This is a genomic window from Micromonospora sp. NPDC005710, assembly GCF_040630995.1.
Classification (GTDB): domain Bacteria; phylum Actinomycetota; class Actinomycetes; order Mycobacteriales; family Micromonosporaceae; genus Micromonospora.
In genome coordinates, this window is record NZ_JBEXYP010000028.1 from 1 (window position 1) to 24,869 (window position 24,869).

Sequence of the window (24,869 nt, forward strand, 5' to 3'; positions counted from 1 at the left end):
AACGGTAGGAGTGCCGACTGTCGCCGATACCGTGCGCCAGGACCACGAGCGGGCCCTGCCCGGACACCTCGTAGGCGAGGGTGTTGCCGGCGATGCTTAAGTATTCGGGCATAACAACCTCCACAGGGTTGGTTAACGGCGCTTGCTTGAGGTTAATAGTGTTAACCTGATGCGTCAAGTGATCTTCCTCGACGGCTCGTGGCGTCGGTACGGATTCCGCGAGCTGAGACCCAGATCCCGCTGGCGAACCTCTGAGGAGGGCTTCCTGAACGGTGACCTCTTCGGTGAACCTGGAGGTGTCAGCCTTGACGTTCCCCGATTGCCAGTCGGGCAGTGTCCGCTCATGCCGATGAGCGCGTATGCGACCTCTGCCCTCGACCGGCCAGAGCACATTCCCCTTCGTGCCCAGCGACACTCGCTTCCGCCGTCGACCGCGTGCTGAGAGCGACGTGATTTCCGCGCAGCCACCGATGGCAGCCCTCCGAACGGGAAAGGCGGAGTGCCGGTCGCCGGGCGGCTGCGAGCACCGCGCCCATGACGACTACGAACGACGCCGAGTTGGCCGCGGCTCCGACCAGCCGGCCGAGCTTGCTCCGTATACGTCGGCGTTTACCACCAAAGAGGGGCTTCGATGGTGGACGTGGACGTGGACGTGGACGTGGACGTGGCGTCAGGCGACGACGATGACTGTTTTGCCGAGCAGTTTGCCGTTGCTTGCATCCTGGTGGATGGTCGGCAGCTCCTCCAGCGGTCGGCGGTCGGCGATGTGCAGCTTGAGTACTCCGTTGTCGATGCGGGAGACGAGGTCGGCTAGGTGGGAGGCGTCGGGGCCGACCCACACGCCGGCGGTGCGTACCGAGCGTGCCTCGTCGGCCGGCACCGGCCCGGCGGAGCTGACGACGATGCCGCCGTCGGCCACGTAGGGGGTCAGCTTCGCGAGGTCCTCGGGAGTCAGGCGTACGTGGTTCACCAGCACGTCGAAGGGGCCGCCGACAGGGGCCGGGCCTGCGTCGAGGTCCAGCGGGGCGACGACCTTCTCCGCACCGTAGCCGTTGAGGCGGTCGGCATGCTGGGGGCCGTCGACGGCGGTCACCTTCGCGCCGGCTTCGACGGCGAGCTGGACCACGATGCTTCCCACCGCACCGCCGGCCCCGTTGACGAGAACGGTCTGGCCGGTCGTGATCCCGGCGAGCTCGACGGCTGCTTGGCGTGCGGCCAGCCCGGTCAGGGGTAGTGCGGCGGCGTCCGTCAGAGGGATGCTGCGGGGCGCGGCGGTCACCAGGTCGGCGGCCACGACCGCGTACTCGGCGGCTCCGCCGTGCTCGTGCAGCGGGAACATGGCGATGATCGGGTCGCCGACCTGCAGTCCGTTGACTTGGTCGCCGAGCTCGGCAACGGTGCCCGCGACGTCGAGGCCGGGGATGATCGGCAGCGGGGTGGGGATCATCTCAGCGAGGACACCCAGCCGGATGTGGTCGTCGACGGGGTTGAACGAGGTGGCCACCACCTTCACCAGCACTTGGCCGGCCCCGGGGACCGGACGCTCCACCTGCTCCTGGCGCAGGACCTCGGTGCTGCCGAACTCGTGGTAGCGAATGGCTTTCACTGCACTCTCCTGATGGTTTCGGGGTGTCGGATCCGTGGCGAACGGGGGAATCTCCGGACGCCGCGACGCCGCCGCACTTGCCTGGGCAACTGTGAACGAGTGTGCTTGACTTGCCTAGGCAAGTCAAGGTGCGCGGCATCACAGAGACCGGCCGGCTCAGTTCCTGCCTCTGAGCAGCGAAAGGCATCTGGGTGCCAGGTTGCCCAGTCAAGTAAGCTGCGCCTATGACCGGCACCCCCCAATGGCTCGACGACGAGCAGCAGAAGCTGTGGCAGGACTTGCGCACCGTGGTCATCGCGCTGCCCACGCTGCTAGACCGCCAGTTGCAGCGGGACGAGGGCATCTCGAATTTCGAGTACAGCGTGATGGCCCGGCTGTCCATGACCGAGGCGCACACGATGCGGCTCAGCGACCTGGCCGCGCAGTGCGACAGCACGCAACCACGGCTGTCCAAGCTGATGGTCCGTTTCGAGCAGCAGGGCTGGGTCACCCGGTGCCCTGACCCAGACAACGGCCGGTACACCCTCGCGACCCTGACTGACGCCGGACTGCATAAAGTCGAGGACAGTGCCCCGGCTCACGTCGAGCGGGTCAGGCAACTGGTGTTCGACCCACTCAGCGCTGCACAGCAACGCCACCTCGGCGCCGCGCTCTCCCGCATCGCCGCTCTGGTACGCGAGCAACTCGACGGCCGGTGAACGACGCCCACCGAACTGACCTCGATACCTCAGCCGGGTCCCCAGGGTTCCGTCTCAGCAACGGCGATATAAGCGGTCGGCATGGCGGAACGGTACGACGACCCTCGGCCATCCTCATCTGTCGCTGACAGGGCGCGGCGACCGTGGGCGTGCTCCCCGCTCGACCGATGCGACTACGGGAGTCAGCGCTGGTGCCAACGAAGGCACCTGCAGGCATGTCCAGGAGGTCGCTGCCATTCGTGGCGACGGCAACGACGCCGAGTGCCCTGGAAGCCTCCCCGGAGTAGATGCAGTGCAGGCAAAGAGTCCCGGGTTGCCTGCCGTAGATCGGTCCGCGGTAGCGAACTTGCCGAAGTTGACCGCAGACAGTGCATTCGTGCTCAATCTGCATCGCCGAGCCCGTGGCTAAAGGGTCAGGGTGGTATCGAAACACCGGCTCGGTCACGAGCCCACCATGCCAACTGTTGGTCACAGCCCCGACGGGGCTGCTGATCCCCACCACCTCGCACACGCCTTCAAGCCCGGTCAGAGGACCGTTGATCTGGCGGGTTCGATGCCCCGTCGCCGCCCTTCTGGGCCGCCGACCGCGCGCGCTCGGCGCCGTCCGGTCGTGCCGATGGGCGGACGCTCGGCTCCCTGGCCGGTGGGCGAAGGTGCCCCTGGCATCATCGGAGCGATGAGCGACTGGGAGCACTTCGTCCACGAGGTTCCGTGGTTCCTCCGTCGCGGCGAGAGTGCCATTGTGGGTGAGGCGCAGCTGTGGACCCGCGGATCAGTCGAAGGCTTGCCTGAACTCTCTGCGCTGCTCGCCTCAACGACCCTCACTGCCGTCTCCGTCGGAGGCGACACCTACGAGTTACTGGCATGGGGATCATCGGACGATCGACGGGGATGGCTCTGCCGCCCGCCCCACGACGTGGGCAGCGACTCCGTCGCCTGGACCCATAAGAATTTCTGGAAGCTCTGCGGCGGGATCGTCGAACGGTTCCGCGAACCCGACACCTGGTGGAACAACCAGAACGAGGTGCTCACGGTTAACGCGACGCACGTCCGAGTCGCCGATGTGCTCACCGACTACGCATGGCTATGGGAAGACGACGACCTCAAACTCTCCATCGACCCCGACGAGTACTACGCCGTCGCTGCGGAGGCCAACGGGAATCTGACGCTGGCGCATCGCGACGACGGCCGGCTCCTTCTCTTCGCACCAGACCACGCTTTCGCGAATGTCGCACCGTTGGCCGGTTCCCCGCCGTACTCGCTGCTCACGATCGATCATGTGCCCAACCTCGCGGCCTGGATAGAGGTATGTGCTTCGGCCTGGCGTTAACAGTTGGCCGCCGCGCACATCCGGATCTGCCGCTGACGAGGCGCGGCGATCGTGGACGTCTTCCCAATCGACCCATGCGGCTGTGGGAGCCAGCGCTGGGGCCAAGCAGGGGTACTGGGCCGGCACTTCAAGGTGGCCCGGCGGTCGGTGGCCCGGCGCGGGCCCGGTCTAGGGGAGCAGGTTGGGAGCATCGGGGGCCCTGAACGGCCTTGAACTGCGCCCAACGGCGTCGAACGGCCTTCAACTGCACCCACCCCTGCCTGCGGCTGCACGTTGCCGCAGCTCAGAGGGGGGCACAGCGTCCTGTTTCACACCGAAGAGGTCGCTGGTTCGATACCAACATCGCCCACTCTCAGTTCCGCAGGTCAGAGGCCGCTTCCCGAGTTCGGGAGGTGGCCCTTCTGCTGTCTTGCCGCAGCTAAGTACTTGACCTGACCGCCTGGACAACCGCGTCGTGCAGGTGGGATGGTCTGGATCATGGATGACAGCAGAAAGGTCCATGGGGCGTAAGCGTCCGGGCGCCATGCGCGCCCTTTGTGGAGCGCCTGAGCAGGACCTCGCCGACCGCATCCGGCTACCAGAGATGCCGGCCAGGGTGGCCACGGAGCTTAGACGTCGCAGGTTGGATCGGTCGTTCGCCTCCGCATATCGATCGTGGCGATCGTTCGTCTACAAGCCCGGCGCATACAGTTCGGACAATCCGTACTATGCCTGCCCTTGTTGTGGGCCCAACGAAGCGCGCGACCAACTGGAGTGGGTCTTGGAGACGATGCCTACCTGGTCCTGCGGTGCGCTAGTCCGGGTCATTGCTCCCCTGGACCGTCAGTATCGAGCGATCACCTGGCCAGACCCGACCGCACCGTCGAACTGGCCGTGGTGGTGGCGACGTGTGCGCTGAAAATCGGCGCTTCAGATGGGGGCGACCAACCGGGTGACGACAGGCAGGGGCAAGGCCAGACTTGAGCCGTGCGGAGGTCTCTGGGCGACGGCTGGTGGATCGACCTGTCGCCTGCGTGGGTGCGGGAGCGCGCCAAGGACGGCGTCCTAACGTGGCGCGTACCTGGTCGCACGTTGCGGGTGGTGTCAGGAAGCCCTTGGCGCTGCGCCGATGGGGCCGACATCATCGCCTCGCTTGATGGCGAGCTACCGCCAGACCCGACAGGCATGGTCGGCGAGGGCGGCCGAGACGGGATCGGTCACCGTGCCGCGTGGCTCTACCGTCATGAGGGCGATGTCAAGTTCAGCCTCTACGGCTACAACTTCGTCGACGCGACGTACCTAGAGACGGTTTTCACCAGCGCCGACACGGCCGACCTCAGTTAGGCCTTCGAAGCGTGGCGCTCGGTGACTCGCTCCATAGTCAACGATCAGACGATGGATCCGGCGGGTGACTATTTTAGTGACGATCGGTGCCGACGTCAGCACACGAGCGCGGACGATGGCGGACCGCGTTCCCAGGGCAGGCACCACGGAACAGCAGGCCGCGTGGCGGTGCTGGTTGCCTGGCGGTCAAGGAGTCGGGGCTCCTCCGCCTGGTCATGTATTGCGCCCCATCCGGCGTACAGCCTTAGGAAGGCGATCGCCTTCCGCTCGCAGGTCCGGCCGCTCGGAGTAGCACGCCTGCCGGGGTGAGCAGCCGTCGTGGATCGTCTCGGACGAATTCTGGATCGAGATGGTGCCGCTGCTGTCGGCCTGGTGGATCCGATTGCATAAAGGATTCATATAAACCTGCTATGCTTCAGGCGTGAGTCGCCGAGATGCCGCGCAGGGCGCTTCCGATGCCATCGGGTCGGCCCTCTACGGCCTGGCCACCAGGGCCGTGCGACGCCTCCCCCGCGACATGAGCCTGACGTCCGCCGCCACCTTGGCCACCCTGGACAAGACCGGCCCGCGACGGATCACCGATCTGGCGGTGGCCGAGGGCGTCACCCAGCCCGCGATGACCGTCCTGGTACGGGTCATGGAGGCGTCCGGGCTGGTCGAGCGGAAGGGCGATCCGTCTGACAAGCGGGTCACGCTGGTGTGCCTGACCGAGGCCGGCGCGTCGTACGTCCGGACGCGACGCCAGGCGGGCGTTGACGCGTACGCGCGGTTGATCGACGAACTCACCGGTGACGAGGTCGAGGCCCTGGCCGCAGCCCTTCCGGCGCTGCTGCATCTGGCGGAGCTCGAAAGCCACCCCCGGAAGGAGTCGGGCCGGTGACCGCGGCCCAGGCTCATGACCAGCCCGGGAGCACTGTCCTGATCCGTTCCGAGGCACGCCTTCTGGTCCCCGCCCTGGTGTTCGTCGCCCTGGTCGTGGCGGCGGTCGCCAGCCTCGGGACGCCGCTCATCACCAGCGTGGCGACCACGTTCCACGTCTCCCTCGACAGCGCCCAGTGGACGCTGACCATCGCGCTGCTCAGCGGTGCCGTCGCCACACCCGTCCTCGGCCGGCTCGGAGCCGGTCCGCGGCGGCGGGCCACGATTCTCGCCACGCTGGCGATCGTTGTCGTCGGCAGCGCGCTCACCGTGCTGCCGCTGCCGTTCGCCTGGCTGCTCGCGGGCAGAGCGGCCCAAGGAGTCGGACTCGGTCTCACGGCGCTGATGATGGGCGTGGCCCGCGACCATCTTCCCGAGCAGCGCAGCGCGGCAACGATCGCTCTGATCTCAGTGGTCTCCGTCATCGGAGCCGGCGTCGGCTACCCGCTGGCCGCCCTGCTCGCCGAGTTCGGCGGTCTGCGAGCCGCGTACGGCTTCGGCCTGCTCGTCACCGCCGTCGCCTTCGTGACCGCGTGGCGCTCCATGCCGGCGGCTCCCGAAGGCCGCTCCGCCCACGTGGACGTGGCCGCCGCGCTCGCCCTGGCGGGTGGGCTGCTCCTCGTCCTGTTCCTGGCCGGGGGGAGGAGCCTGTGGAGCCGACACCTCGCCGTGGCGGTGACGCTCGCCGTCGCCGCCGTACTCCTGCTCTGCGTCTGGACCGTTCGCGAACTGCGCACCAAGACGCCCCTGGTCGACGTCCGGGCGGTGCGGCACCCGGCGGTCGCCGGGGCGAACATCGCCATGTTCGTCGGCGGCAGCGGCATGTACCTCCTGCTCACGCTCATCACCCGCTACGCGCAGACGCCGCACAGCGCCGGCTACGGCTTCGGACTGACCACCTTCGTGGCCGGGCTGGTCCTCATCCCGTTCTCCGTGCTGGGGTTCGTCGCCGGCAAGCTCACGCCGCGGGTCCGCGAGCGGATCGACGGACCCCTGCTCCTGGCGGGCAGCGCCGCGATCGTCGGCGGTGGGTTCGTTCTGTTCGCCACCGCCCGGTCCAACCTGGCCGAATTGCTCGTGGCCATGGGTGTGTTGGGCTTCGGCGTCGGCAGTTTCTCGGCCGCCATGCCCGGCGTCATCCTGGCCGTCACCCCCAAGAGCGAGACGTCGAGCGCCATGAGCCTCAACTACGTCGTCCGCAGCGTCGGGTACTCCCTGGGCAGCGCCATTGGTGGTCTGGTCCTGGCCGCCGGCACCGCCACCGGCCGCCTCTTCCCGAACGACGACGCCTACACGACCGCGGCGCTGGTCGGCGTCGCCGCGATGGCGATCACGACGATGGTGAGCCTCGCCCTCGCCCGCCGACGCCCACCCGCGACCAATCCGATCACCGCCGTGCGTCGACCAGGGATCTGAGCACACTTTCGAGCATGCCGAACACAGGAGACAACGTGGCAAAGGGTTACTGGGTCAGCGCCTATCGCGCCATTTTCGACCCCGAGAGGCTGGCCGCCTACAACATGCTGGCCCCTTCGGCCGTCCGGGCCGGGGGCGGGCGGGTGCTCGCCCGCGACGGTCGGGTCGTCGCACACGACGCCGGAATCGCCGGGCGCACCATCCTGATCGAGTTCGACAGCTTCGAGCAGGCGGTCGCCGCACATGAGAGCGCGGCCTACCAGGAGGCGCTGAACGCGCTTGCTGACGGCGTCGAGCGCGACTTCCGCATCATCGAAGGCCTCGACTGACGACATGACGACCTGGCGGGACCTGCGAAGGGCGCGATGACGGTACGCCCCGCCGAGAAGAAGCAGACCGAATGACCGCGTCGCGGAGTGCGACCCACACACAGGGGACCCCATGACCTTCCAGTTGGGCCTCGATATCACGGCCCCGGCAGCGCAGGTGTTCGACTTCGTCGCCGACTTCACCACAATGCCGAACTGGTATTCCGCTGTGCGCCGCGTGGAGCGCGTCGGGGGCAACGGCGGCCTCGGAACCCGATACCACGTGTACAGAGACCTCCCCGGAGGGCCGGCCCGCAACGACGTGTCGATCACCACGTACTCGCACGGCGAGGAGGTCATCTTCACGTCGTTGAGCGGGCCGACCCCCTTCACCTACCGCTACCTCGTCCGGCCAGAACAGGCCACCACGAAACTCATCCTCGAGGGCACGATCAGCGCCTCCGGGCTCACCGGCCCAGCCGCACTCCTCGGACCGCTCGCCGAGAGACTCTTCAAGAGCGGAATGCGCGACAACCTGGGTACGCTCAAACAGCTACTGGAGAAGCCGACAGCCCCTCGTCACGACTCACCTGAGGGCCGTCGTCGACGTTGAGCGTCCCTCCTTCTGACCGATGCGGTTGATGCGCCGTCAGGCCGGCACGTGACCTGCCGCCCAGCACGCCGAGTGGCTGTGGCAGGCGACGTACGCCGTCAGCGCGTCGTGTAGCGCCGCCAGTCGCGTTGCCGAGAGCCCGGCGGCGATGTTGTTGAGCTGGTGGGGGTCGACCGTCCGGTTGTAGTACTCCCGTTCGCCGTTGGAGTACTCGACGTAGGTGTAGGTCGCTGTCCGTAGGGCCTCGTAGGTGACCGGGCTGCCGTTGCGCCGGTCCTGGGCGTCGGGGTCGTCGGCCGTCTGGTTGGGGCCGTGGTGCTCGATCAGCGCCCCGGTGCGCCAGTTCGGTGCGGGCTCGCCCTGGGCGAGGGGGAGCAGGTTGCGCCCGTCGACGTGGGTGCCGACGTCGGCGGCGCCGATTCGTTGGAAGGTTGGTGCCAGGTCGATGTTCTGCACGATCTCGGCACGCTGCGATCCGGGAACGACGCCGGGCCCGGCGACGACGAGCGGGACCCGTACATCGGTGTCGAAGGCGGTCTGTTTTCCGCCGGTCAGCCGGTACTCGCCCATGTGGAAGCCGTTGTCGGAGCTGAACACCACGTAGGTGTTGTCGGCGACGCCGCTGGTGCTGAGCTGGTGGAGACCTCCAGCAGGAACGGCGTGTTGGCCGCCGCCGAACGTTGGATGAAGTCCTTGCCCTTGCGGGACAGCACGTTGGTCAGATAGTCGGCCGGTTGGCTGCCGTAGTGGACGACGGTGTGGTTCTCATTCAGGTCGTAGTTGTACTCGGAGTACCCGTTGCCGGCCACGTACCACTCCGACCAGCCGGGTGGGACGTAGGGCAGTGACCCTCCCTGCGTGTCCGCCGGCAGGTAGCCGTTGAGGTACTTGCCGAGAAAGCCGGTTCGGTAGCCCCTGCCCTGTAGGGCGGTCGCGAAGGTGCGGTTCTCGTTGCCCCGGTCCTTGAAGACCGCGAACCCACCGTCGGCTCCACCATTGGTGAACACGCCGGTGTCGTGGGGGAACTGACCGGTCAGGATCGACGAGCGGGACGGGCAGCACAGCGAGTCGGTCACCGTGTAGTTGGTGAAGGTGGCCCCCTCGGCCTGCAGTTGCCGCACCTGCGGCAGGTACGGCACGAGGTTCCACGCGAGATCGTCGACGAGCACGAAAATGATGTTCGGGGCGGTGGCGGCGGGCGCCGGAGCCGGCTCCGCGCCGCGCGCCGGCGTCCACGCTGCGAGCAACGCGAGGCCGGCCACGAGGGTGGTGGCGAGAAGGCGTCGATGGGTGACAGTCATGCCGTCGAGTCTCGGCGAAATTTGTCAGCGTCTATTCAACAAGTGGTGATGATCCGATCAACACGCGGCATGCAGGCGGACGGTTGGCAGTATCAACTCGGGCATGGGGTCACGGTATGGAAGGCCGCAGAGGCGCGGGCTGCACGTGCCTGCCGGTCGACCACGACGCGCCGATAGCCTGGCCGGCGGCCATGTGGCGAGGGCGACTGCGTCGGCCGAGGTCATCGGGCACGATCGTCGCATGGTGAGTATCAGTCAGGAGTCCGGTGACGAGACCGCGCAGCGGCTGCGGCGGGTCGTCGCGGCCGCGGAACTGGTCGTGTTCGATGGCGAGTGGTCGTTTCGCGAGGCGCCAATCACTCAGCCACCGGCCTTGACGGCGGACCTGCTGGCCGTGGTGCGGGACGAGGATCGGTGGTCCTGGCTGGCGCCGGGCAGTGCAACCGACGCCGAGCGCTTCGCGGTGTTCTCGATTCACTTCCCGCCCGAGGTGGACAACAGCGGGTTCGTCGGATGGCTGGCCACCGAGTTCAAACGCCGGCTGGGCACCGGGGTGTTCGTCATCTGTGGTTACAACAGCGAGCGCGGTGGCATCTACGACTACTGGGGCTGCCCGGCGCAGGTCCGCGCCGAGGTTGTACAGGTCCTTGATGAGCTGCGCGCTGGTCGGTAGACATCCGCACAAGAACGTGATCAAGGCCATGGCGGTCCGCGCACAGTCGTAAGGCGACATGGTCGACTCATGGTCGAAGACCCCGATGAACGCTCCGTCGGCGGTGAACACGACGGACCACTCGTCACCGCTGCCGTTGCTCATCGGCGCCGCCTCGTCCGACTCCGACGTTGATGTCTGTGAGTCATCGTGATGACTCACAGACATCACGCTCTTTAGTGTGTATAGACGTAGTACGGTGCTTCCCTTCATCGAGGCGGTTCGGGCCGGTCTCCCCACCCCCGGCGTCGCATAATGGCGATCCGGCTTCTGCCGTGCTCGGCTGGCAGATGAGGGTCAGCCGGATGCCGCTCTTGGGAATGAGAGGGCGTCGCGGTAGCGCGGTCTACAGGTTGTTGATTCGGGCCAGCAGGTCTGCCTCGGTCAGGTTCTCCAGGGCCGCGTCCTGCTTGCGACCCAGGGCCGCCAGCAGCCTCTCCTTCTCGAGCTTCTTGGCCGCCGCAGCCTTCGCCGCCTTGTCCTCGGTGAGGCGGATGGCGATGACGTGTTTGACGATTTCCAGCTTGGTCTCCAAGGTTGCCTTGGCCGGATTGGCGTCGGTGGCCACGAACGACTCGGTGTCGACGGCCTTGAGCTCGGCGTTGACCGCCTTCGCCACATCATCGAGGCTGAAGCCGGACTTGGCGGTCAGCGGAAGCTCCCACAGCTGTTCCGTGGTCAGCAGTCCCTTGGCCGACGGATAGCGGAACTTCTCCCGTGTGGCCTTCTCGAATATAGTCACGGTTGCCTTTCTGAAATATCAGAACTGGATGCTGATGAGGCGGCGTCGGCCGCCGGTCATGGCCACCTTGGCGACCACAGAGTTGCGTACCGTAGAGCTGAAGCCGAGGCCGGAGAGCTGTTCCGGAGACGGTTCGCACTTGGTGCGGTCGCCGAGAACCTCGAACACCTTGCGGTGCGCTTGCAGGTCGCTGCGGAGGAACTCGTTGTAGATTCCGCGCGTCGGCTGGTCGTTCACGCACCCATTCAGCATGAAGAAGTAGTGCCGGTTGCCGATCTCGTTGTCGTCAAAGTAGTTCGGCGAGTACATGATGGTGGACACCGGCACGAACTGTTCGGTGGTGATGCCCCACATTTCCTTGCCCGCACTGCCCGACTGCACGTCCTTACCCGGCCGAAAGGCGGTGATCACCCCGCCGGCGACCGTCATCCGGCCCACCTCGACGGTCTCCTTGTGGCCGACCGCGCGCTCATGGCTGTAATGCTCGATCTTCCCGTTGCTCTCGGTCTCGATCACGAAGCCGACCTGGTCGCTGTCCCGCTTGCGGTACTGGTTCACCTCGATCCGGTACTCACCGTCGGGAACACTGTCGGTCCAGGTGACGTTCTCCACCGGCTCGCGGGAGAGTGGCCCGCTGGCGTTCATGTCGACGTCCAGCTTGTTGCGCTTCTCCTGGTACCAGATGTGCTCGCCGTTGGGCTCGTACACATGCAGGTCAAGGTCGTCGTGGTTGAACCAGGACAGGCTCACCCGCAGCTTGCCGCTGACGTTGCCGCCGGCCCGCTTGACCTTCTCCCTGATCGAGTCGGTGACGTTGCCGCCGTACGCCCAACCGAAATCGTTGTTCCACTTGAACAACCGCGGGGCGGCCGGGTGCCGGCCTGTGGTGAGGCTGACGAGGTGCGGCTCGTAGGTGTTGGCGACCCACAGGTCGATGGTGGTGGCGACGGGCAGGATCTCCTTCATGAAGGAGACCACAGGAACCTCTTCCGGCTTGGTGCGGCCAGGGAGCGCACCCGAAGACCGGGTGGTCGCCGCCTGCATGAGCAGCCCCTCGATGCCGTCCTTCATCAGTGGCTGGGTGTCATTGTCGACCCACAGCACGTTGGTGACCGACACGTCGGACAACCGGGCGAACCGTCGCTGCAACGACTCCTCGATGCCCAGCTCGGCAATGGTCTTCATGGCGGCCTTGACCATGCCCGGCGTGATCAACGCCGTGGGGCGTTGGTAGTTCTGCGGTGCAACCTTCGCCTCGAACGAGCGGACCGCCTGCTCCAGATCGACGCCCGCGGAGAGATCCTGGACGAGGGTGCCGATCACCGTGTTGCGAAGACGGGCGGCCGGGTTCATGGCGTTGGCGAAGACGAAGGCACGCCGGTCGGTCGCCTGGGTCCACCGGTTCTGCAGCGAGCGGAAATCGGTCACCGCCTGGCGATGCTCCGCGCCCCGGTAGAGGGCGTTGTTGTCGACGAGGTCGACGACGGTGTCCAGAGCCTGCCGGGTCAGCTCGGCCAGGCCACGCTGGAAGACCTGCACCGCTGCGTCGAAATTGCCCTGTGCCGCGCCGACGTCCTCGGTGCGATGCCGCTCTTCCACGGTGCCGTGCAGGTGCTGCCACACCTCGACCTGGCCGTCGCGCAGCGTTCGGGTGGTCTTCGTTCCGTACTGCGCCTGACCGGACCGGAAGATGGTGGACATCGGCAGCGAGAGAACGAAGTCGTCCAGAGCGGCGGCGACGACGGAAAAGACCGGGTCGGATGCCGACACCCCGGACCAGACGGTACGGACCCGTCCGTCGTGGACCTCGACGACGTTGCCGAAGTGCTTGATGAATCGGCGGCAGGTCGAGCAGTCGTACTCGGATCGCTCACGGAACCGCGGATTGGTGCCGGCGGGGAACGATTCGAGGAAGGTGAGCCAGAGTGAGTCCCGGTCGAGACCGTCGCCGACGACGTACAGCTCACCCTTGGACATCGTCGACAGACGCGAGGTCACATCCGTCACGAACTCATGGAAATCGCTCACCGATTCATCCCCCTTGATCGCCGGAGATCCTACGCAGCGAACGCCGGTCGGAGAAACGCGTTTCCGGCTGGCCGCGGTCGCCACGGTGGCCAGAGATGGTGGTCCTGCCCGCTGGGGCAGTCGAATCCCGACTGGGGGCCGGTAGGGTACCGGCCGTCGCCGACATGTTGTCCGTCCTCGGCATCACCTGAGTGACATCCACCGATCAGAAGGATGCCCGGCATGAGTAGTCCACGCGATACTTTCCTCCGACTGGTGAACGGTGTCTGCGAGGGGCCGTACGAAGACTTGGCCGACCTGTACGGCGAGCAGACCCACGTGACGCATCCGTTCCACCCGCTCAACCCGCCGCCGCTGCTCAGCCGCAGCGAACTGCACGAGCACTTCACCGGTACGCCTCCGGTCGGCCGGACGCTGAATCGTAAGCCGGTCGACGTGCGCATTCACGAGACCGCTGATCCGGAGGTGATTGTCGCCGAGTTTGCCTATCAGGGGCGGGTCGCCGAGACGGGTGAGGAGTTCACGGTGCCGTGTGTCTTCGTGATGCGTATCCGCGATGGGCTCATCATCGAATCCCGGGACTATATTGACCACGTCTCCAGTGCGCGGGCGTGGGGTCAACTCGACAGCCTCTTGAGCGCACTCCGTCCGCAGAGAAGCGCCACCACCGACGGCGAAACCCGACAGTGACTCCCGCCCGATGCGGCTGCACGAGCCAGCACTGGCGCCAACCTCATCCGCGGTCGCGAGCAGGCTGCCACTATCCAGCCCAGACAGGGGGTCACCGGCGCAGCCGGTGACCCCCTGCTTCTGTTCGCGCGCTACCAGGTCAGGTCACCAGTTGCCGAGGACGAGTCGTCCGTTGACGGGGGTGATGTTGTAGGGGCCGGAGGTGTACCAGCGGCCGAGGCTGGTGAGGCCTTGGTTGAAGGTGTAGTAGCCGAAGGTGCTGTTGCCGAGGTCGTAGGCCATGACGATGTCGGCTTTGCCGTCGCCGGTGACGTCGCCGGCGGCGACGCGGTTGCCGACGTTGGCGAGGTCGAAGCTGCCGGTGCCGATGTAGTCGGTGGTGCGGTTGAAGGTGGTGCCGGTGCTGGTCCAGCGGTGGATGGTGGTGGTGCTGTCGCCGTCGTCGTGGATGAGGGCGGGTTCGGCTTTGCCGTCGCCGGTGAAGTCGGCGACGACGAGGCGTCCGGCGATGGGGTCGAGGTTGTATTGGCTGGAGGTGTAGAAGCGGCCGAGGCTGGTGAGGCCTTGGTTGTAGACGTAGTAGCCGAAGGTGCCGTCGGCGAGTTGGTAGGCCATGACGATGTCGGCTTTGCCGTCGCCGGTGACGTCGCCGGCGGCGACGCGGTCGCCGACGTTGGCGAGGTCGAAGCTGCCGGTGCCGATGTAGTCGGTGGTGCGGTTGAAGGTGGTGCCGGTGCTGGTCCAGCGGTGGATGGTGGTGGTGCCGTCGCCGTCGTCGTGGATGAGGGCGGGTTCGGCTTTGCCGTCGCCGGTGAAGTCGGCGACGACGAGGCGTCCGGCGACGGGGTCGAGGTTGTATTGGCTGGAGGTGTAGAAGCGGCCGCGGCTGGTGACGCCGGCGTCGAAGACGTAGAAGCCGAAGGTGCCGTCGCTGATCTGGTAGGCCATGACCACGTCGTCGGTGCCGTCACCGTCGACGTCACCTGAGGCCATCCGATCACCCACGTTCGCGAGATCGAACGAACTCTCACCCTTGTAGTCGGTCGTGTGGTCGAACGCCGAACCGGTCGAGTTCCAGCGGTGGATGGTCAGGGTGCCGTCGCCGTCGTCATGGCCCAGCGCCGGCCCCTTGCGGGCCGTCGCCCCGGCGATCAGGCCGGTGCGCCGGATCGGCTTGTACGTCCTCAGGTCGCTGGCGCTGTTGAACCCACGACTGCCGACGTTGTTGTCCTTGTACGGGTTCTGGACCGTCTGGCCGTTGTCGTTGAAGGAGTAGACGTAGGCGCCCTTGCTGTGGTCACCTCGGTCGGCCCAGTGCGAGAAGAGTTCGATGTGGCCGCTGCGGACCATCGCGTCGCCGGCCTGGTAGCTGTCGATGCTGCCGAGGGTGTCCCAGCGGGAATTGTTCTCCTGGAAGTCGTCGGTGACGTAGCTGGTGTTCAGGTGCCAGGCCATCGACACGAGACCGGAGCAGTCGCGCCGGTAGGTCTTGTCGCCGTCCATGTCGCTCGCCCAGGAGCCGGTCTGGGTGTAGGTGAGATCCCGGTCCACCCAGTTCTGGGCGCGGGACATGATCTCGCTGCGGCTGATCGGGCCCTCGATGGTGGAGGCCTGGGCGGGCGCTGACGACACGCCGACCAGGCCTCCGGCGATCATCGTGATGGTGCCGAGGATCGCGGCCGGTCTGCGGGCGCGGAAGCGACGCATGGGTGTTCCCTTCGTGGTGGGGTTGAACAGGAGTGGTCGCGAACGTTGATCGAGGTGCACGACAGCCATTGGCTGGACCCGATGTGACAGGTACAGTCGCAGCGCACAAACCGCCGTGGGGCCTGCCCCCGATGGCTGGTCCCACGTGGTCCTGCTGTGCGGTTGTGTGTTCGCGACCCTTTCGTCGGAGGTGGGATGGGGGCATGCCGCTCCGGCGAGTGGTCCGCGAGCTGCCGGTGCGGTGGCTGGCAGAACCCTCGCAGCCACATCAGGTAGCGAACCTGGACGGATCCTTGACAACTTCGGACGCCCTGCTCGCGGGCCGTCCAGCGGCGCTACGGACGCGGGGGCGAAGCCGTGGAACTATGCATACTGGGTGATCTTCGTGTGGTCGCGGCCGGCCGGCTGCTCGAGTTGGGGCCACCGAAGCAGCGGCTGGTGTTCGCGGCGCTCGCCGTGGACGTGGGCCGCAGCGTGCCGATCGCGGCACTTGTCGACCGGGTCTGGGACGACGCCCCGCCGGCCGACGCCCGGGGCGTCCTGTACACGTACCTCACCCGAATTCGGCGGATCCTGGTCGCGGCCCAGTCCGCCGGGACGGTCCCGATCACGGTCGCCCGCAGCCAGACCGGCTACCTGCTCGACGTCGACCCGGACCGCGTCGACGTACACCGCCTGCGGCGCCTCGCCGAGCAGGCGCAGGGCCTCGCGGCGGACCACCCGGACCGGGCGGCGCTGTTGCGGGAGGCGGTCGAGCTGTGGCGGGGCGACCCGCTCGACGGGCTGCCCGGCGCCTGGGCGGCCCGGGTTCGGGAGGGTCTGTACCAGCAGCTCGTCCGGATCCTGCTCGACTGGGCCGACAGCGAGATCGGCCAGGGCCGGCCGGGGCAGGTCGTCGACCGACTCACAGTGGCCCTGGAGCGCAGCCCGCTCATCGAGCCACTGGCCGTGAGCCTGATGCGCGCCCTGTACTTCAACGGTCGGCGAGCCGAGGCGCTCGACCTGTTCGCCCGGACCCGCGTCAAGCTCGCCGACGAGCTGGGCATCGACCCGGGCACCGACCTTCAGGATCTGCACCGGGAGGTGCTGCGGGGCACGCTGCGTGCGCCGAGGGTGGCCGCCACCGGGGTCGAGGCGCCCCGAGCGGTGCAGCCCGCGGTCGCCGTGCCGGCGCGGGTCGAGGCCCAACCGGAGCCGGCGCACCAAACTCCGACGGGGCCCGGCTGCCAGCTCCCGGCCGACCTGCCCGACCACGTCGGCTGCGAACCGGAGATCTGCTGCGCGTTGAGTGTGCTGCAACCAGGCGATGGGCGCCTCACCGGCAACGCCGCGCCCGTGGTGATCCTCTCCGGGCCCGGTGGCGTGGGTAAGACGGCGCTCAGCATCCGGCTCGCGTACCTGCTCCGCCAGTCGTACCCCGACGGGCAGATCTTCGTCACCCTCGCCGGTCGGGGCGGCGACTCCGGGGAGGCCCTGGACCGGGTGCTGCGGGCCCTGGGCGCCACCAACATCCAGCAGTTGCCCACGCTGGAGGACAAGCTCGGACAGTACCGCGCCATGCTGAGCGGACGCCGGATCCTCATCGTGCTCGACTCGGCGGTCAGCGCCGAGGAGGTTCGCCCGCTCGCGCCCGGTGGGCCGGGCAGCGCCCTCATCGTGTCCAGCCGGGCGCTGCTGACCACCATCCCGGGCGCCGAGCAGATCGAGGTGCCGCTGCTCGACCGGGCCGACTCGGTCGTCCTGCTGGAGCGCATCGTCGGGCCCGGCCGGGTGGCGGCCGAGCCGGAGGCGACCGCCGCGCTGGTCGAGATGTGCGCGGGGCTGCCGCTCGCCCTGCGGATCGTCGGTGCCCGGATCGCGGCCCGACCGCACCGCCGGATCGCCCGCTTGGCCGAGCGGATGCGCGACGAGCGCGCGAGGCTCGACGAGATGACAGCGGACGGGCTGGCCGTTCGCGTCAGCGTCGCGGTCGGCTACCAGGCGCTCGACCCAGCGGCCCGCCGTGCTTTCCGGTTGCTCGGCTTCCTCGGGGTGTCGAGCTTCGCGGACTGGCTGGTGGCGGCCCTCGTCGGTGGTTCCATGGACGATGCCGAGGAGCTGCTGGAACAGCTCGCCGACGCCCGCCTGGTGACCGCTCTTCCAGACCCGACGCATCGGCTGCTCCGCTACCACATGCACGACCTGGTCCGGCTGTTCGCCCGGGAACGCGCCGTCGAGGAGGACAGCGACGGCGCTCTGCGCGCCGCGGTGGCCAGAGTGCTGGTGACGGCCACCGAGCTGGGTGAGCGGCTCAACCAACCGCAGCCGTACGCCGTCCCGCCGCTCTACCGGCAGGCGCCGCTGCCGGTGGACGTGCCGACCATCCCGCTCCCGGCGGACCACCAGCTACCCGGTTGGCTGGAGGTCGAGGCGCCGGCGCTGATCGTCGCTGTGGAACGGGCGGCGGAACTCGGTATGGACGTTGCGGCGTGCGCGCTGGCGGACGCACTGGTCTACGCGTCCTTCGCGGTCCGCAACGACTTCGTCAGCTGGGGGCGCACCCACGCGGCGGCGTCGGCCGCGGCCCGGGCGGCCGGTAACGCGGTCGGCGAGGCGGTGATCGAGTGCGGCATCGCGCTGCTGCGTTACAAGGAGGACCGGTTCGCCGAGGCCGAACACAACTTCCGGACCGCCATCGACCTGTTCGAAGCCGCCGGCCACGAGCGCGGGTCGGCCGCGGCGCGCAACGGTCTGGGCACCGTACTGCGTGAGGTGGGCCGGCATCGGGAGGCCGTCCCGCTGCTCACCACGGCCGCCGAGGTGCTGGACCGCCTGGGGAGCGAGAACGCCGCCGCGCACGCGACCTACGGCATCGGCTACTGCCTGCGGGAGCTCGGCGACGACGAGGGGGCACTGAGCTGGATCGGTCGTGCCGTGCACACGTACCGGTCGCTGGGTCACGCTCGCGGCGAGGCCATCGCCGCCCGGGGGATCGGCCTGGTGTATCGGGCCCGGGGTGAGCTGGCCGACGCGGAGCGCTGGTGCGCCCGCGGCCACGACCTGATCGTGGCGAGCGGTGACGAGCTGCTCGCCTGCTACACGGAGCAGGCGCTGGCGAAGGTGTGGCTCCGGCAGGGCAAGTTGAGCCGGGCGCAGGAGCCGTTGGAGCGCGCCCTCGCGGCCTGCCGGGGGCTGCACGACCGGTTCGGGGTGGCGCTGGTCCAGCGGACCATCGGCGAACTGCATCTGGCGGCCGGCCGGCCGGACACCGCCCTGGAGAACCTTCGGCTCGCGTACGGCGGCTGGACCGAGCTGCACCACGATCTCGGTGTCGCACGGACGCTGCGCGACCTGGGAGCGGCTCATGCCGCGCTGGGCGACGTCGCGTCCGCCCATCAGGCATGGGAGACCGCCGCGGCGACGTTCCGCCGGCTCGGTACCCGGGAGGCCGACGAGGCACCCGGCTGGCACGAGCGGTGGGGATGCGGATGCGACGCGACCGCACCGGTGGGCGTGGCGGTGTCGCTCGCGCACCCGGGCTGAACGCACCCTGGCCTGCGCTTCCAGGTTTCGTCCAGATCGCCGGCAGACCGCCTACCTAGCGTCTGAGCAGCACCGGGCACCCACCTGGGCAGCAGCTTCGACGAGATGGGGAGACGTTCATGACGATCCGACGCAGCAGCGCGTACCTGGTGGTGGTGGTGGCCCTGGCCCTTCCGACGGCCGGTTGCGCGCACGCCGAGCGGACCGGTGCCACTGCCGGTCGCCCGGCGCCGGCCTCGTCCGGGCCCGCCACCGCGCCGGACCCGGCGGGCATCACCGTCGGACCGCAGGCGACGCCCACCACCTCCGGCGTCCCCGCGCCATCGGCGCCCGCCCCCGAAGCGGCCCCACCCGGTACGGGAGCCGGCCCGGCGGCCGACTCCGCTGCCGCCGCTGGCGGGCCCACCCGGCTCGCCGCGCTGCCAACCACCGACACCGACCCGTCCTGCCGGCCGCCGGTCCTGCTCGAGGCCACCGGCGCCACGCTCGACGGGCAGGCCGTCGAGGACGTGCAGGTGCTCGGCTGCCGCAACGGCTTCGCCCGGCTGATGGCGACCGCCGCCCAGTCGGCCCCGATCCCCGGCGGTGACCAGGTGTTCCTGCGCAAGGACACCAAGGGCTGGCGGGTCGTCGGACGTACCTCGGCGTCCACCGACTGCGGCGACCCGGGCCTGACCACCGCGGTCCGGGCGGTCTGCGCCGGCCTGGCCTGACGGACCGGGCCGGCCGGGTCAGCCGCCGGTGCTGCTTGTTCGGTAGCGGATCGGAAGCGGCGCACTGTTCCCGAGCGTCGATGCTAGGTTCGCCGGCATGACGGTGGAGATCACGGCCGGGCAGTTCCACGCGGCCGACGGAGTGGAGGACTGGCGCTGCCTCTACCACGTGGTCTCGGCGTACTTCCGCACCGGCTCGCTGGCCAGGGGCATAGCTTTCGTCGATGAGGTCGGCCGGCTCGCCGACGGCGTGGAGCAGCACGTCACCATCGATCTGCGTCATGTCGGCGTCACGGTGTCCCTGTCGTCGCGCGACGTCGCGCTGGCCCGGCGGATCTCCGCTGCCGCGAGGGACCTGGACATCCCCGCCGACCCGAGCGCCGTGCAGCTCATCAACGTCACCCTCGACGCCCTCGTCGGCGCGGACGTGCTGCCGTTCTGGCGGGCGCTGCTGAATTACCGCCAGATCGATGACGACTATCTGGCCGACCCGGCGCGCCGAGGCCCGGGTTTCGGGGTGCAGCCAATGGATGCCCCGCGTCCACAACGCAACCGTATGCACCTTGATATCGCCGTTCCGCACGATCAGGCCGAGGCCCGCATCGCCGCCGCATTGGCCGCGGGTGGCCGGTTGGTCGCCGACGCGCACGCACCGAAGTGGTGGGTCCTGGCCGACGCCGAGGGCAACGAGGCGTGCGTCGCCACGTGGGTCGGCCGAGAATAGCGGCCGAGGCCGATATCGTCGCCGGTCGCGTCGACAGCCGTCCCGGCCATCGGACACAAGCGCACGAAATAAGGTCCCATCGGCTTGACTCGATGAACCATCGGGCTTCACTGACCTTGGCGCGACCCCGCATCTATCGAAATCGGTAAAGATGCTTGTCGTCGTCTAGAGAACTGGAGCATGCGTGTCTTCGATGAACAGAAGGAAGCTGATCGCGCTCGGCGCTGGCGCGGTCGCCGCAGTGGCGACCGGCACCGCGGCAGAGGCCACACCGTCCAGCGACGGTGCGCTCGCCGCCGCCCCGTCCGCCGCCGACCTCGCAGCCACCCTTCCTGGGGGGTTCACGAGCAGGTACGCGAACGTCAACGGAATACGGCTGCACTACGTAGCCGGCGGGCGCGGGGAGCCCCTGATCCTGCTGCACGGCTGGCCGCAGACCTGGTGGGAATACCACAAGGTGATGCCCGCGCTGGCCACCCGATACCGCGTGATCGCCGTGGACCTGCGCGGTGCCGGCGGTTCGAGCAAGCCCGCGTCCGGGTACGACAAGAAGACCATGGCGGCGGACATCGCGGCGCTGGCCGGGGCGCTGGGCTACAGCAGAGTGAACGTCGTGGGTCACGACATGGGGTCGATGGTCGCCTACAGCATGGCGGCGAACCACCCCACTGTCGTCAACAAGATCGCCATGCTGGACGTGGAACACCCGAACAGCAACTACTACGAGTTCCGGATGCTTCCGGCGCCGGGTGCTCCGTTCCACCCCTGGTGGTTCGCCTTCAATCAGGTGGCGCAGCTGCCGGAGCAGCTCCTCACCGGCCGGTCCCGCTTCCTCATCGACTGGATGTTCGACAACCTCCTGGTCAACAAGGCAGCCATCAGCGATTTCGACCGGGCCGTCTACGCCCAGGCCTACTCGACCCCGGACGCCATCCGGGGCGGAAACGGCTGGTACAAGGCGCTGGGCCAGGACATCATCGACAACGGGACGTACGCGCCGGTGACCGTGCCGGTCCTGGGCATCGCCCACAACATCTTCTACCCGAGTTTTGCGGCGACGCTCAGCCAGCAGGCCACCAACGTGCAGCTGGTACAGATCGCCAACACCGGGCACTACTTCGTGGACGAGCAGCCCCAGGTGCTCACCCAACACCTGAAGTCGTTCTTCGGCTGAGCGGGCTGAGCTGAGGTTGCGGGCGGGCGGGCGACGGTCGACAGCACCGTCGCCCACCCGACCCGCACGTATCGCCGGCGCGTCCAGGTCAGCGTCACCGCCGATTGCATTGTCGAACTGGTCAGGCGGCCAAGCAGGCGGTGTCCAACTCCTTGAGGGCGGCGTCCAGGGCCTTCTTGCTGGGCTTGGCGTCGGCGGACTTGTTGTACGCGTCACTCAGGCCCATCATCTCGTTCTGGATCTTCTCAGAGGCGGCGGTGACTGCCTCGCCGGCGCCTATCGAGTGCGCCAGGATCGCGACCGAGCCGGCGGCCCACTGGGCACTGACCGCGAAGTGCCCGGCCGGCGGGCCGATCTTCTCGGCTTTGGCGATCTTAGTCGCGTTGTCCTTGATGTCCTTCTTGATATCGGCGCAGGCCTTCACTGTTGCCGCGTCGATGGCCGCGGTGCTGGCCGCGGCGGTGCTCGGACTGCCGGTCGGGGCGGCACTCGAGGCCGCCGGAGACGACGAGGTCGCGGTGCCGTCAGAATCGGGCTGCGGATCGCAGCCGGACATCGCGATCGCGGCCGTAGCGGCCACGCTCATCAGGACGAGTCGAGTTCGGTTCATCGATGTTTCCCCCATGATCTTCATATCCGGCGCACGCTACCAGCCCGGGTCGAAGTGGTGGGATCAGTTATGTGCCGACGAGCGCCGAGCCGTGGGTCTGAGCCGCGCACGCGGTGTGTTGCCACTGTGGACGGCGCTCGATTGGTGCCACCAGTCGGCCCCGCCGTCGGTTCAGCTATGAGTCCGAATCACGACGTCGTAGCGTTCGCGGCATGCACAGCACTCTGACGGAGCGCGCCAGGTGCCTCTATGGCGACGAGTATCGAGCCACCACGCCGCGATGCAGCAATGACAACGACGAGCACTTATTCATCGAGGAACTGACCTTCGCGGACGCGGACTCGATTCTTGCCATGCTGCGCGAGCTGTGCCCACAGGTGGTCGACGGGCTGTTGCCGGTCTGGGTACGGAACCTGGCCTATCGGCTGGTCCTTCTGCAGCGTCCCGATGAGCCGGCGCTGTTGCGAGAAGCTGCGTACAACCTCTTGGCGCACGGCCCCGACTGGGATGACATCGCGGCGGACCTCACCCGCCGCGCGGAACTCCTGGAACCGAGCCCGCAGGCAGAGCATCCATGACAACAGGTGCCTTGGAGCCTACCGTGCACTCGATGATCCGACCTGCCTTCCTCGACACCGCCGAGACCGCCGCAGCCCTGTTGCGCGAACCGCTACTGGCCGAGCGGTGGTCCACACCCAGCGCGTTGGACGACTTCTCGACGGGCGGCCTGGCTCGTCATCTCGCCTATCAGGTGACCCACACGGTGACCTTCCTGGGCGCCGCCCCAGGACAGTGGGCGATCTCGGTGCTGGACCATTTCACGCGCAACACCTGGATGACGTCGGGCGTGGACAGCGCTGACAACGTGGGCATCCGGCGTCGCAGCGAGCAGGCAGCCGCGTCGACGACCGCCGCGGGCCTGGCGGACTCCGTCGATGCCGCGTTGACCGAGCTGCGGGCCGTGGTGCCAGCACAACCCATCGACCGCATCGTGGACCTCGGCGACTGGGGTCTGCGGGTGGATGATTTCCTCCTGACCCGAGTCACGGAGTTGGTCGTGCACGTCGACGACCTGGCCGTCAGTCTCAACGTGCCGACACCGTCGATTCCGGCGGCAGCGGCTGAGGCGACGATCCAACTGCTGAGTGGTCTCGCCGCCTGGCGACACGGATCCCTGGACGTGATACGCGCCCTGGCCCGGCAGGAGCGGGCGCCCACGTCAATCGCCGCTCTCTGAGTGCTTGACGCCCGCAGGCGTTGCCGAGACAGCGCACCGTCCACCGCCGCTGACAGACGCGGCGATCGTGGGCGAAGTCCGGAGGTGGTGAGACGCCCTCGCCCGGCGCTGAGCGAGCGGGGGCGCCACCGTTTGTCGCCGATGAAGGCTACTGCTCGGCGCCGACCAGGCTGGGCGAGTCGCCCTCTCCCGACACCTTCGCGCTCACCAGCGAGGTGAGCACCGAGAGCACCGCGGCACCGGACGCGATGCCACCGGCCGCCGCCCAGTCCGCCTGCCATGCGTTGAACACGACGTCGGCACCCCAGTAGAGCAACAGACCCTGCGCGGCGCTCTTCACCGCCCGCTCGGCGGTGGCCTTCCAGAACTTCGTGGTGAACATCGTGGTACCTCCAGGGGTAGGTTCATCGGACGACCCATACACCAAGAGTGCCTGGTCAGAGGCGGTTTATGCTTGCCGCGCTGTCGGGGATGGTCGGCGGGAACGGAACGCGATTCAGGCTCGCGGCGGACGTCCGGTCAAGGGGCGGCGCATGGAAGGCGCAGCCGAACGTGAAGGTGCACGGCTGCCCAAACGAGGTCCGCCGGTTACCGAGCGCGGCCACCGCCTCTTAACTGCAAAGCCAGGGGTTCAGGGATCGGGGTGTCGGCGTGTATGACGCTTTCTCGGCTGGACCAGAGAGCCGCCAGACCCAGACCGGCGACGTTCCTGGCCGCGTGGTTGCTTGTCCGCGCCGACCTGGCCTGTGGTTTGTCACAAACCAGAAGCGCGGATCGACGATCCTTCCGAAGCCACCTCGGAAGGGAGCACACCGGATGCTTATCGTCGTTCTCGGTGCGAACGGAGGAACGGGCCGTCGCCTTGTTGAGCAGGCCCTCGACGCCGGTCATGACGTACGGGCGGTCACCCGGCGGCCGCAGTCATTCCCGATCAAAGACCCTGGCCTGGAGGTGGTGGCCTCCGATGCCACAGTGGAGGTCCCGCTGGGTGGCGCGGCCGTCGTGCTGTCGACGCTCGGCACGCCGTTCACTCGACGACCGGTGACGCTCTACAGCCACAGCACCGCGACTGTCCTGAAGGCGATGCGCCGCGAGGGTGTGCGGCGGCTCGTCGTCGTCAGTTCCAGCGCCACCGAGCCGCATCACCATGCCGAGGGCGGGCTTCTGCTCAACCGCGTCATCCAGCCGCTCGTCACCGCCACGATCGGCAGGTCCACCTACGAGGACATGCGGCGGATGGAGAAGTTGGTGCGGGACAGCGACCTCGACTGGACGATCGTGCGTCCGTCGGGGCTGTTCGACAGCGACAGCGTCACCCGTTACCGCCTGACCGAGAGTCGCTCCGACGGTATCTTCACCAGCCGTGCGGATCTGGCGGCCTGTCTCCTGGACCAGGCCACCGACACCGCCTGGGTCAGGCGAGCCGTGGCCGTCACCACCAACGAGAACACTCCGACGCTGTGGGCGATGCTGCGGCGGGAAGCGTTCGGGAAGTAG

Annotated in this window: 25 protein-coding genes; 16 read left to right on the forward strand and 9 right to left on the reverse strand. The window is 68.0% G+C overall.

Annotation, left to right across the window (positions count from 1 at the left end):
* Positions 1-670 precede the first annotated feature (670 nt).
* The gene (locus ABZ406_RS27590) at positions 671-1,606 is read right to left on the reverse strand and encodes an NADP-dependent oxidoreductase (protein ID WP_357767565.1); all 936 of its coding nucleotides are present in this window, start codon (positions 1,604-1,606) and stop codon (positions 671-673) included.
* A gap of 224 nt (positions 1,607-1,830) precedes the next feature.
* Between ABZ406_RS27590 and ABZ406_RS27595 the strand changes: the two genes are divergently transcribed.
* Complete coding sequence (locus tag ABZ406_RS27595) at positions 1,831-2,304, forward strand: MarR family transcriptional regulator (protein ID WP_357767568.1); 474 nt, start codon at positions 1,831-1,833, stop codon at positions 2,302-2,304.
* On the opposite strand, the gene ABZ406_RS27600 is transcribed toward ABZ406_RS27595, so the two are convergent.
* Complete coding sequence (locus ABZ406_RS27600; protein ID WP_357767571.1) at positions 2,222-3,007, reverse strand: CbrC family protein; 786 nt, start codon at positions 3,005-3,007, stop codon at positions 2,222-2,224. The two genes, ABZ406_RS27595 and ABZ406_RS27600, sit on opposite strands and share 83 nt — an antisense overlap.
* Between ABZ406_RS27600 and ABZ406_RS27605 the strand changes: the two genes are divergently transcribed.
* The 6 genes from ABZ406_RS27605 to ABZ406_RS27630 all read left to right on the forward strand — a co-directional run bounded on the left by ABZ406_RS27605 (position 2,981) and on the right by ABZ406_RS27630 (position 8,212).
* The gene (locus ABZ406_RS27605; RefSeq protein WP_357767574.1) at positions 2,981-3,634 is read left to right on the forward strand and encodes a hypothetical protein; all 654 of its coding nucleotides are present in this window, start codon (positions 2,981-2,983) and stop codon (positions 3,632-3,634) included. The genes ABZ406_RS27600 and ABZ406_RS27605 overlap by 27 nt on opposite strands.
* A gap of 966 nt (positions 3,635-4,600) precedes the next feature.
* Positions 4,601-4,957, forward strand: coding sequence for a hypothetical protein (locus ABZ406_RS27610; protein ID WP_357767577.1), 357 nt, complete (start codon positions 4,601-4,603; stop codon positions 4,955-4,957).
* A 421-nt stretch (positions 4,958-5,378) separates the two neighbouring features.
* Positions 5,379-5,837 (forward strand): MarR family transcriptional regulator, encoded by a 459-nt coding sequence (locus ABZ406_RS27615; protein WP_357767580.1) that lies wholly within the window; start codon positions 5,379-5,381, stop codon positions 5,835-5,837.
* The gene (locus ABZ406_RS27620; protein ID WP_357767584.1) at positions 5,834-7,291 is read left to right on the forward strand and encodes an MFS transporter; all 1,458 of its coding nucleotides are present in this window, start codon (positions 5,834-5,836) and stop codon (positions 7,289-7,291) included. Before ABZ406_RS27615 ends, ABZ406_RS27620 begins: the two co-directional genes overlap by 4 nt.
* Before the next feature lie 35 nt (positions 7,292-7,326).
* A complete protein-coding gene (locus ABZ406_RS27625; RefSeq protein ID WP_357767782.1) occupies positions 7,327-7,620 on the forward strand; it encodes a DUF1330 domain-containing protein in 294 nt (97 codons plus the stop codon).
* Between the two features lie 112 nt (positions 7,621-7,732).
* A complete protein-coding gene (locus tag ABZ406_RS27630; RefSeq protein ID WP_357767587.1) occupies positions 7,733-8,212 on the forward strand; it encodes an SRPBCC family protein in 480 nt (159 codons plus the stop codon).
* A 36-nt stretch (positions 8,213-8,248) separates the two neighbouring features.
* Here ABZ406_RS27630 and ABZ406_RS27635 read toward each other — a convergent pair whose 3' ends face one another.
* Together ABZ406_RS27635 and ABZ406_RS27640 are read right to left on the reverse strand one after the other, a co-directional pair.
* Entirely contained in the window at positions 8,249-8,809 is a 561-nt protein-coding gene (locus ABZ406_RS27635; RefSeq protein ID WP_357767589.1) for a sulfatase/phosphatase domain-containing protein, read from the reverse strand.
* On the reverse strand, positions 8,764-9,513 hold the full coding sequence (locus tag ABZ406_RS27640; protein WP_357767592.1) for a sulfatase-like hydrolase/transferase: 750 nt from the start codon (positions 9,511-9,513) through the stop codon (positions 8,764-8,766). Before ABZ406_RS27640 ends, ABZ406_RS27635 begins: the two co-directional genes overlap by 46 nt.
* A 241-nt stretch (positions 9,514-9,754) precedes the next feature.
* On the opposite strand from ABZ406_RS27640, the gene ABZ406_RS27645 reads away from it, so the two are divergent.
* Entirely contained in the window at positions 9,755-10,186 is a 432-nt protein-coding gene (locus ABZ406_RS27645; RefSeq protein WP_357767595.1) for a DUF6196 family protein, read from the forward strand.
* Between the two features lie 385 nt (positions 10,187-10,571).
* Here ABZ406_RS27645 and ABZ406_RS27650 read toward each other — a convergent pair whose 3' ends face one another.
* On the reverse strand, positions 10,572-10,967 hold the full coding sequence (locus tag ABZ406_RS27650; protein WP_357767598.1) for a hypothetical protein: 396 nt from the start codon (positions 10,965-10,967) through the stop codon (positions 10,572-10,574).
* 18 nt (positions 10,968-10,985) lie between these two features.
* Positions 10,986-12,995, reverse strand: a complete 2,010-nt coding sequence (locus tag ABZ406_RS27655) for a hypothetical protein (protein WP_357767601.1) — start codon at positions 12,993-12,995, stop codon at positions 10,986-10,988.
* Positions 12,996-13,217: 222 nt separating this feature from the next.
* On the opposite strand from ABZ406_RS27655, the gene ABZ406_RS27660 reads away from it, so the two are divergent.
* Positions 13,218-13,685, forward strand: coding sequence for a nuclear transport factor 2 family protein (locus tag ABZ406_RS27660; protein ID WP_357767604.1), 468 nt, complete (start codon positions 13,218-13,220; stop codon positions 13,683-13,685).
* Between the two features lie 144 nt (positions 13,686-13,829).
* Here the strand turns inward: ABZ406_RS27660 and ABZ406_RS27665 are convergent, their stop codons facing one another.
* Complete coding sequence (locus tag ABZ406_RS27665) at positions 13,830-15,392, reverse strand: VCBS repeat-containing protein (protein ID WP_357767607.1); 1,563 nt, start codon at positions 15,390-15,392, stop codon at positions 13,830-13,832.
* 357 nt (positions 15,393-15,749) lie between these two features.
* Between ABZ406_RS27665 and ABZ406_RS27670 the strand changes: the two genes are divergently transcribed.
* The 4 genes from ABZ406_RS27670 (at position 15,750) to ABZ406_RS27685 (ending at position 21,525) form a co-directional block, all read left to right on the forward strand.
* Complete coding sequence (locus ABZ406_RS27670; protein ID WP_357767610.1) at positions 15,750-18,914, forward strand: BTAD domain-containing putative transcriptional regulator; 3,165 nt, start codon at positions 15,750-15,752, stop codon at positions 18,912-18,914.
* 119 nt (positions 18,915-19,033) lie between these two features.
* Positions 19,034-19,627: a hypothetical protein gene (locus ABZ406_RS27675; RefSeq protein ID WP_357767613.1), complete on the forward strand. Its 594-nt coding sequence runs from the start codon at positions 19,034-19,036 to the stop codon at positions 19,625-19,627.
* A gap of 97 nt (positions 19,628-19,724) precedes the next feature.
* Entirely contained in the window at positions 19,725-20,351 is a 627-nt protein-coding gene (locus ABZ406_RS27680) for a VOC family protein (protein WP_357767616.1), read from the forward strand.
* A gap of 193 nt (positions 20,352-20,544) precedes the next feature.
* Complete coding sequence (locus ABZ406_RS27685) at positions 20,545-21,525, forward strand: alpha/beta hydrolase (protein WP_357767618.1); 981 nt, start codon at positions 20,545-20,547, stop codon at positions 21,523-21,525.
* Between the two features lie 121 nt (positions 21,526-21,646).
* Here the strand turns inward: ABZ406_RS27685 and ABZ406_RS27690 are convergent, their stop codons facing one another.
* Positions 21,647-22,135 carry a hypothetical protein gene (locus ABZ406_RS27690; RefSeq protein WP_357767621.1) on the reverse strand — a complete coding sequence of 163 codons (489 nt, stop codon included), beginning with the start codon at positions 22,133-22,135 and terminating at the stop codon, positions 21,647-21,649.
* Between the two features lie 212 nt (positions 22,136-22,347).
* Here ABZ406_RS27690 and ABZ406_RS27695 point away from each other — a divergent pair, with 212 nt between their 5' ends.
* Positions 22,348-22,713, forward strand: a complete 366-nt coding sequence (locus ABZ406_RS27695) for a hypothetical protein (protein WP_357767623.1) — start codon at positions 22,348-22,350, stop codon at positions 22,711-22,713.
* A 32-nt stretch (positions 22,714-22,745) separates the two neighbouring features.
* Complete coding sequence (locus tag ABZ406_RS27700) at positions 22,746-23,372, forward strand: maleylpyruvate isomerase N-terminal domain-containing protein (RefSeq protein WP_357767626.1); 627 nt, start codon at positions 22,746-22,748, stop codon at positions 23,370-23,372.
* Positions 23,373-23,520: 148 nt separating this feature from the next.
* On the opposite strand, the gene ABZ406_RS27705 is transcribed toward ABZ406_RS27700, so the two are convergent.
* Positions 23,521-23,754, reverse strand: a complete 234-nt coding sequence (locus tag ABZ406_RS27705; protein ID WP_088990712.1) for a holin — start codon at positions 23,752-23,754, stop codon at positions 23,521-23,523.
* A gap of 269 nt (positions 23,755-24,023) precedes the next feature.
* Between ABZ406_RS27705 and ABZ406_RS27710 the strand changes: the two genes are divergently transcribed.
* Entirely contained in the window at positions 24,024-24,869 is an 846-nt protein-coding gene (locus tag ABZ406_RS27710) for an NAD(P)H-binding protein (protein ID WP_357767630.1), read from the forward strand.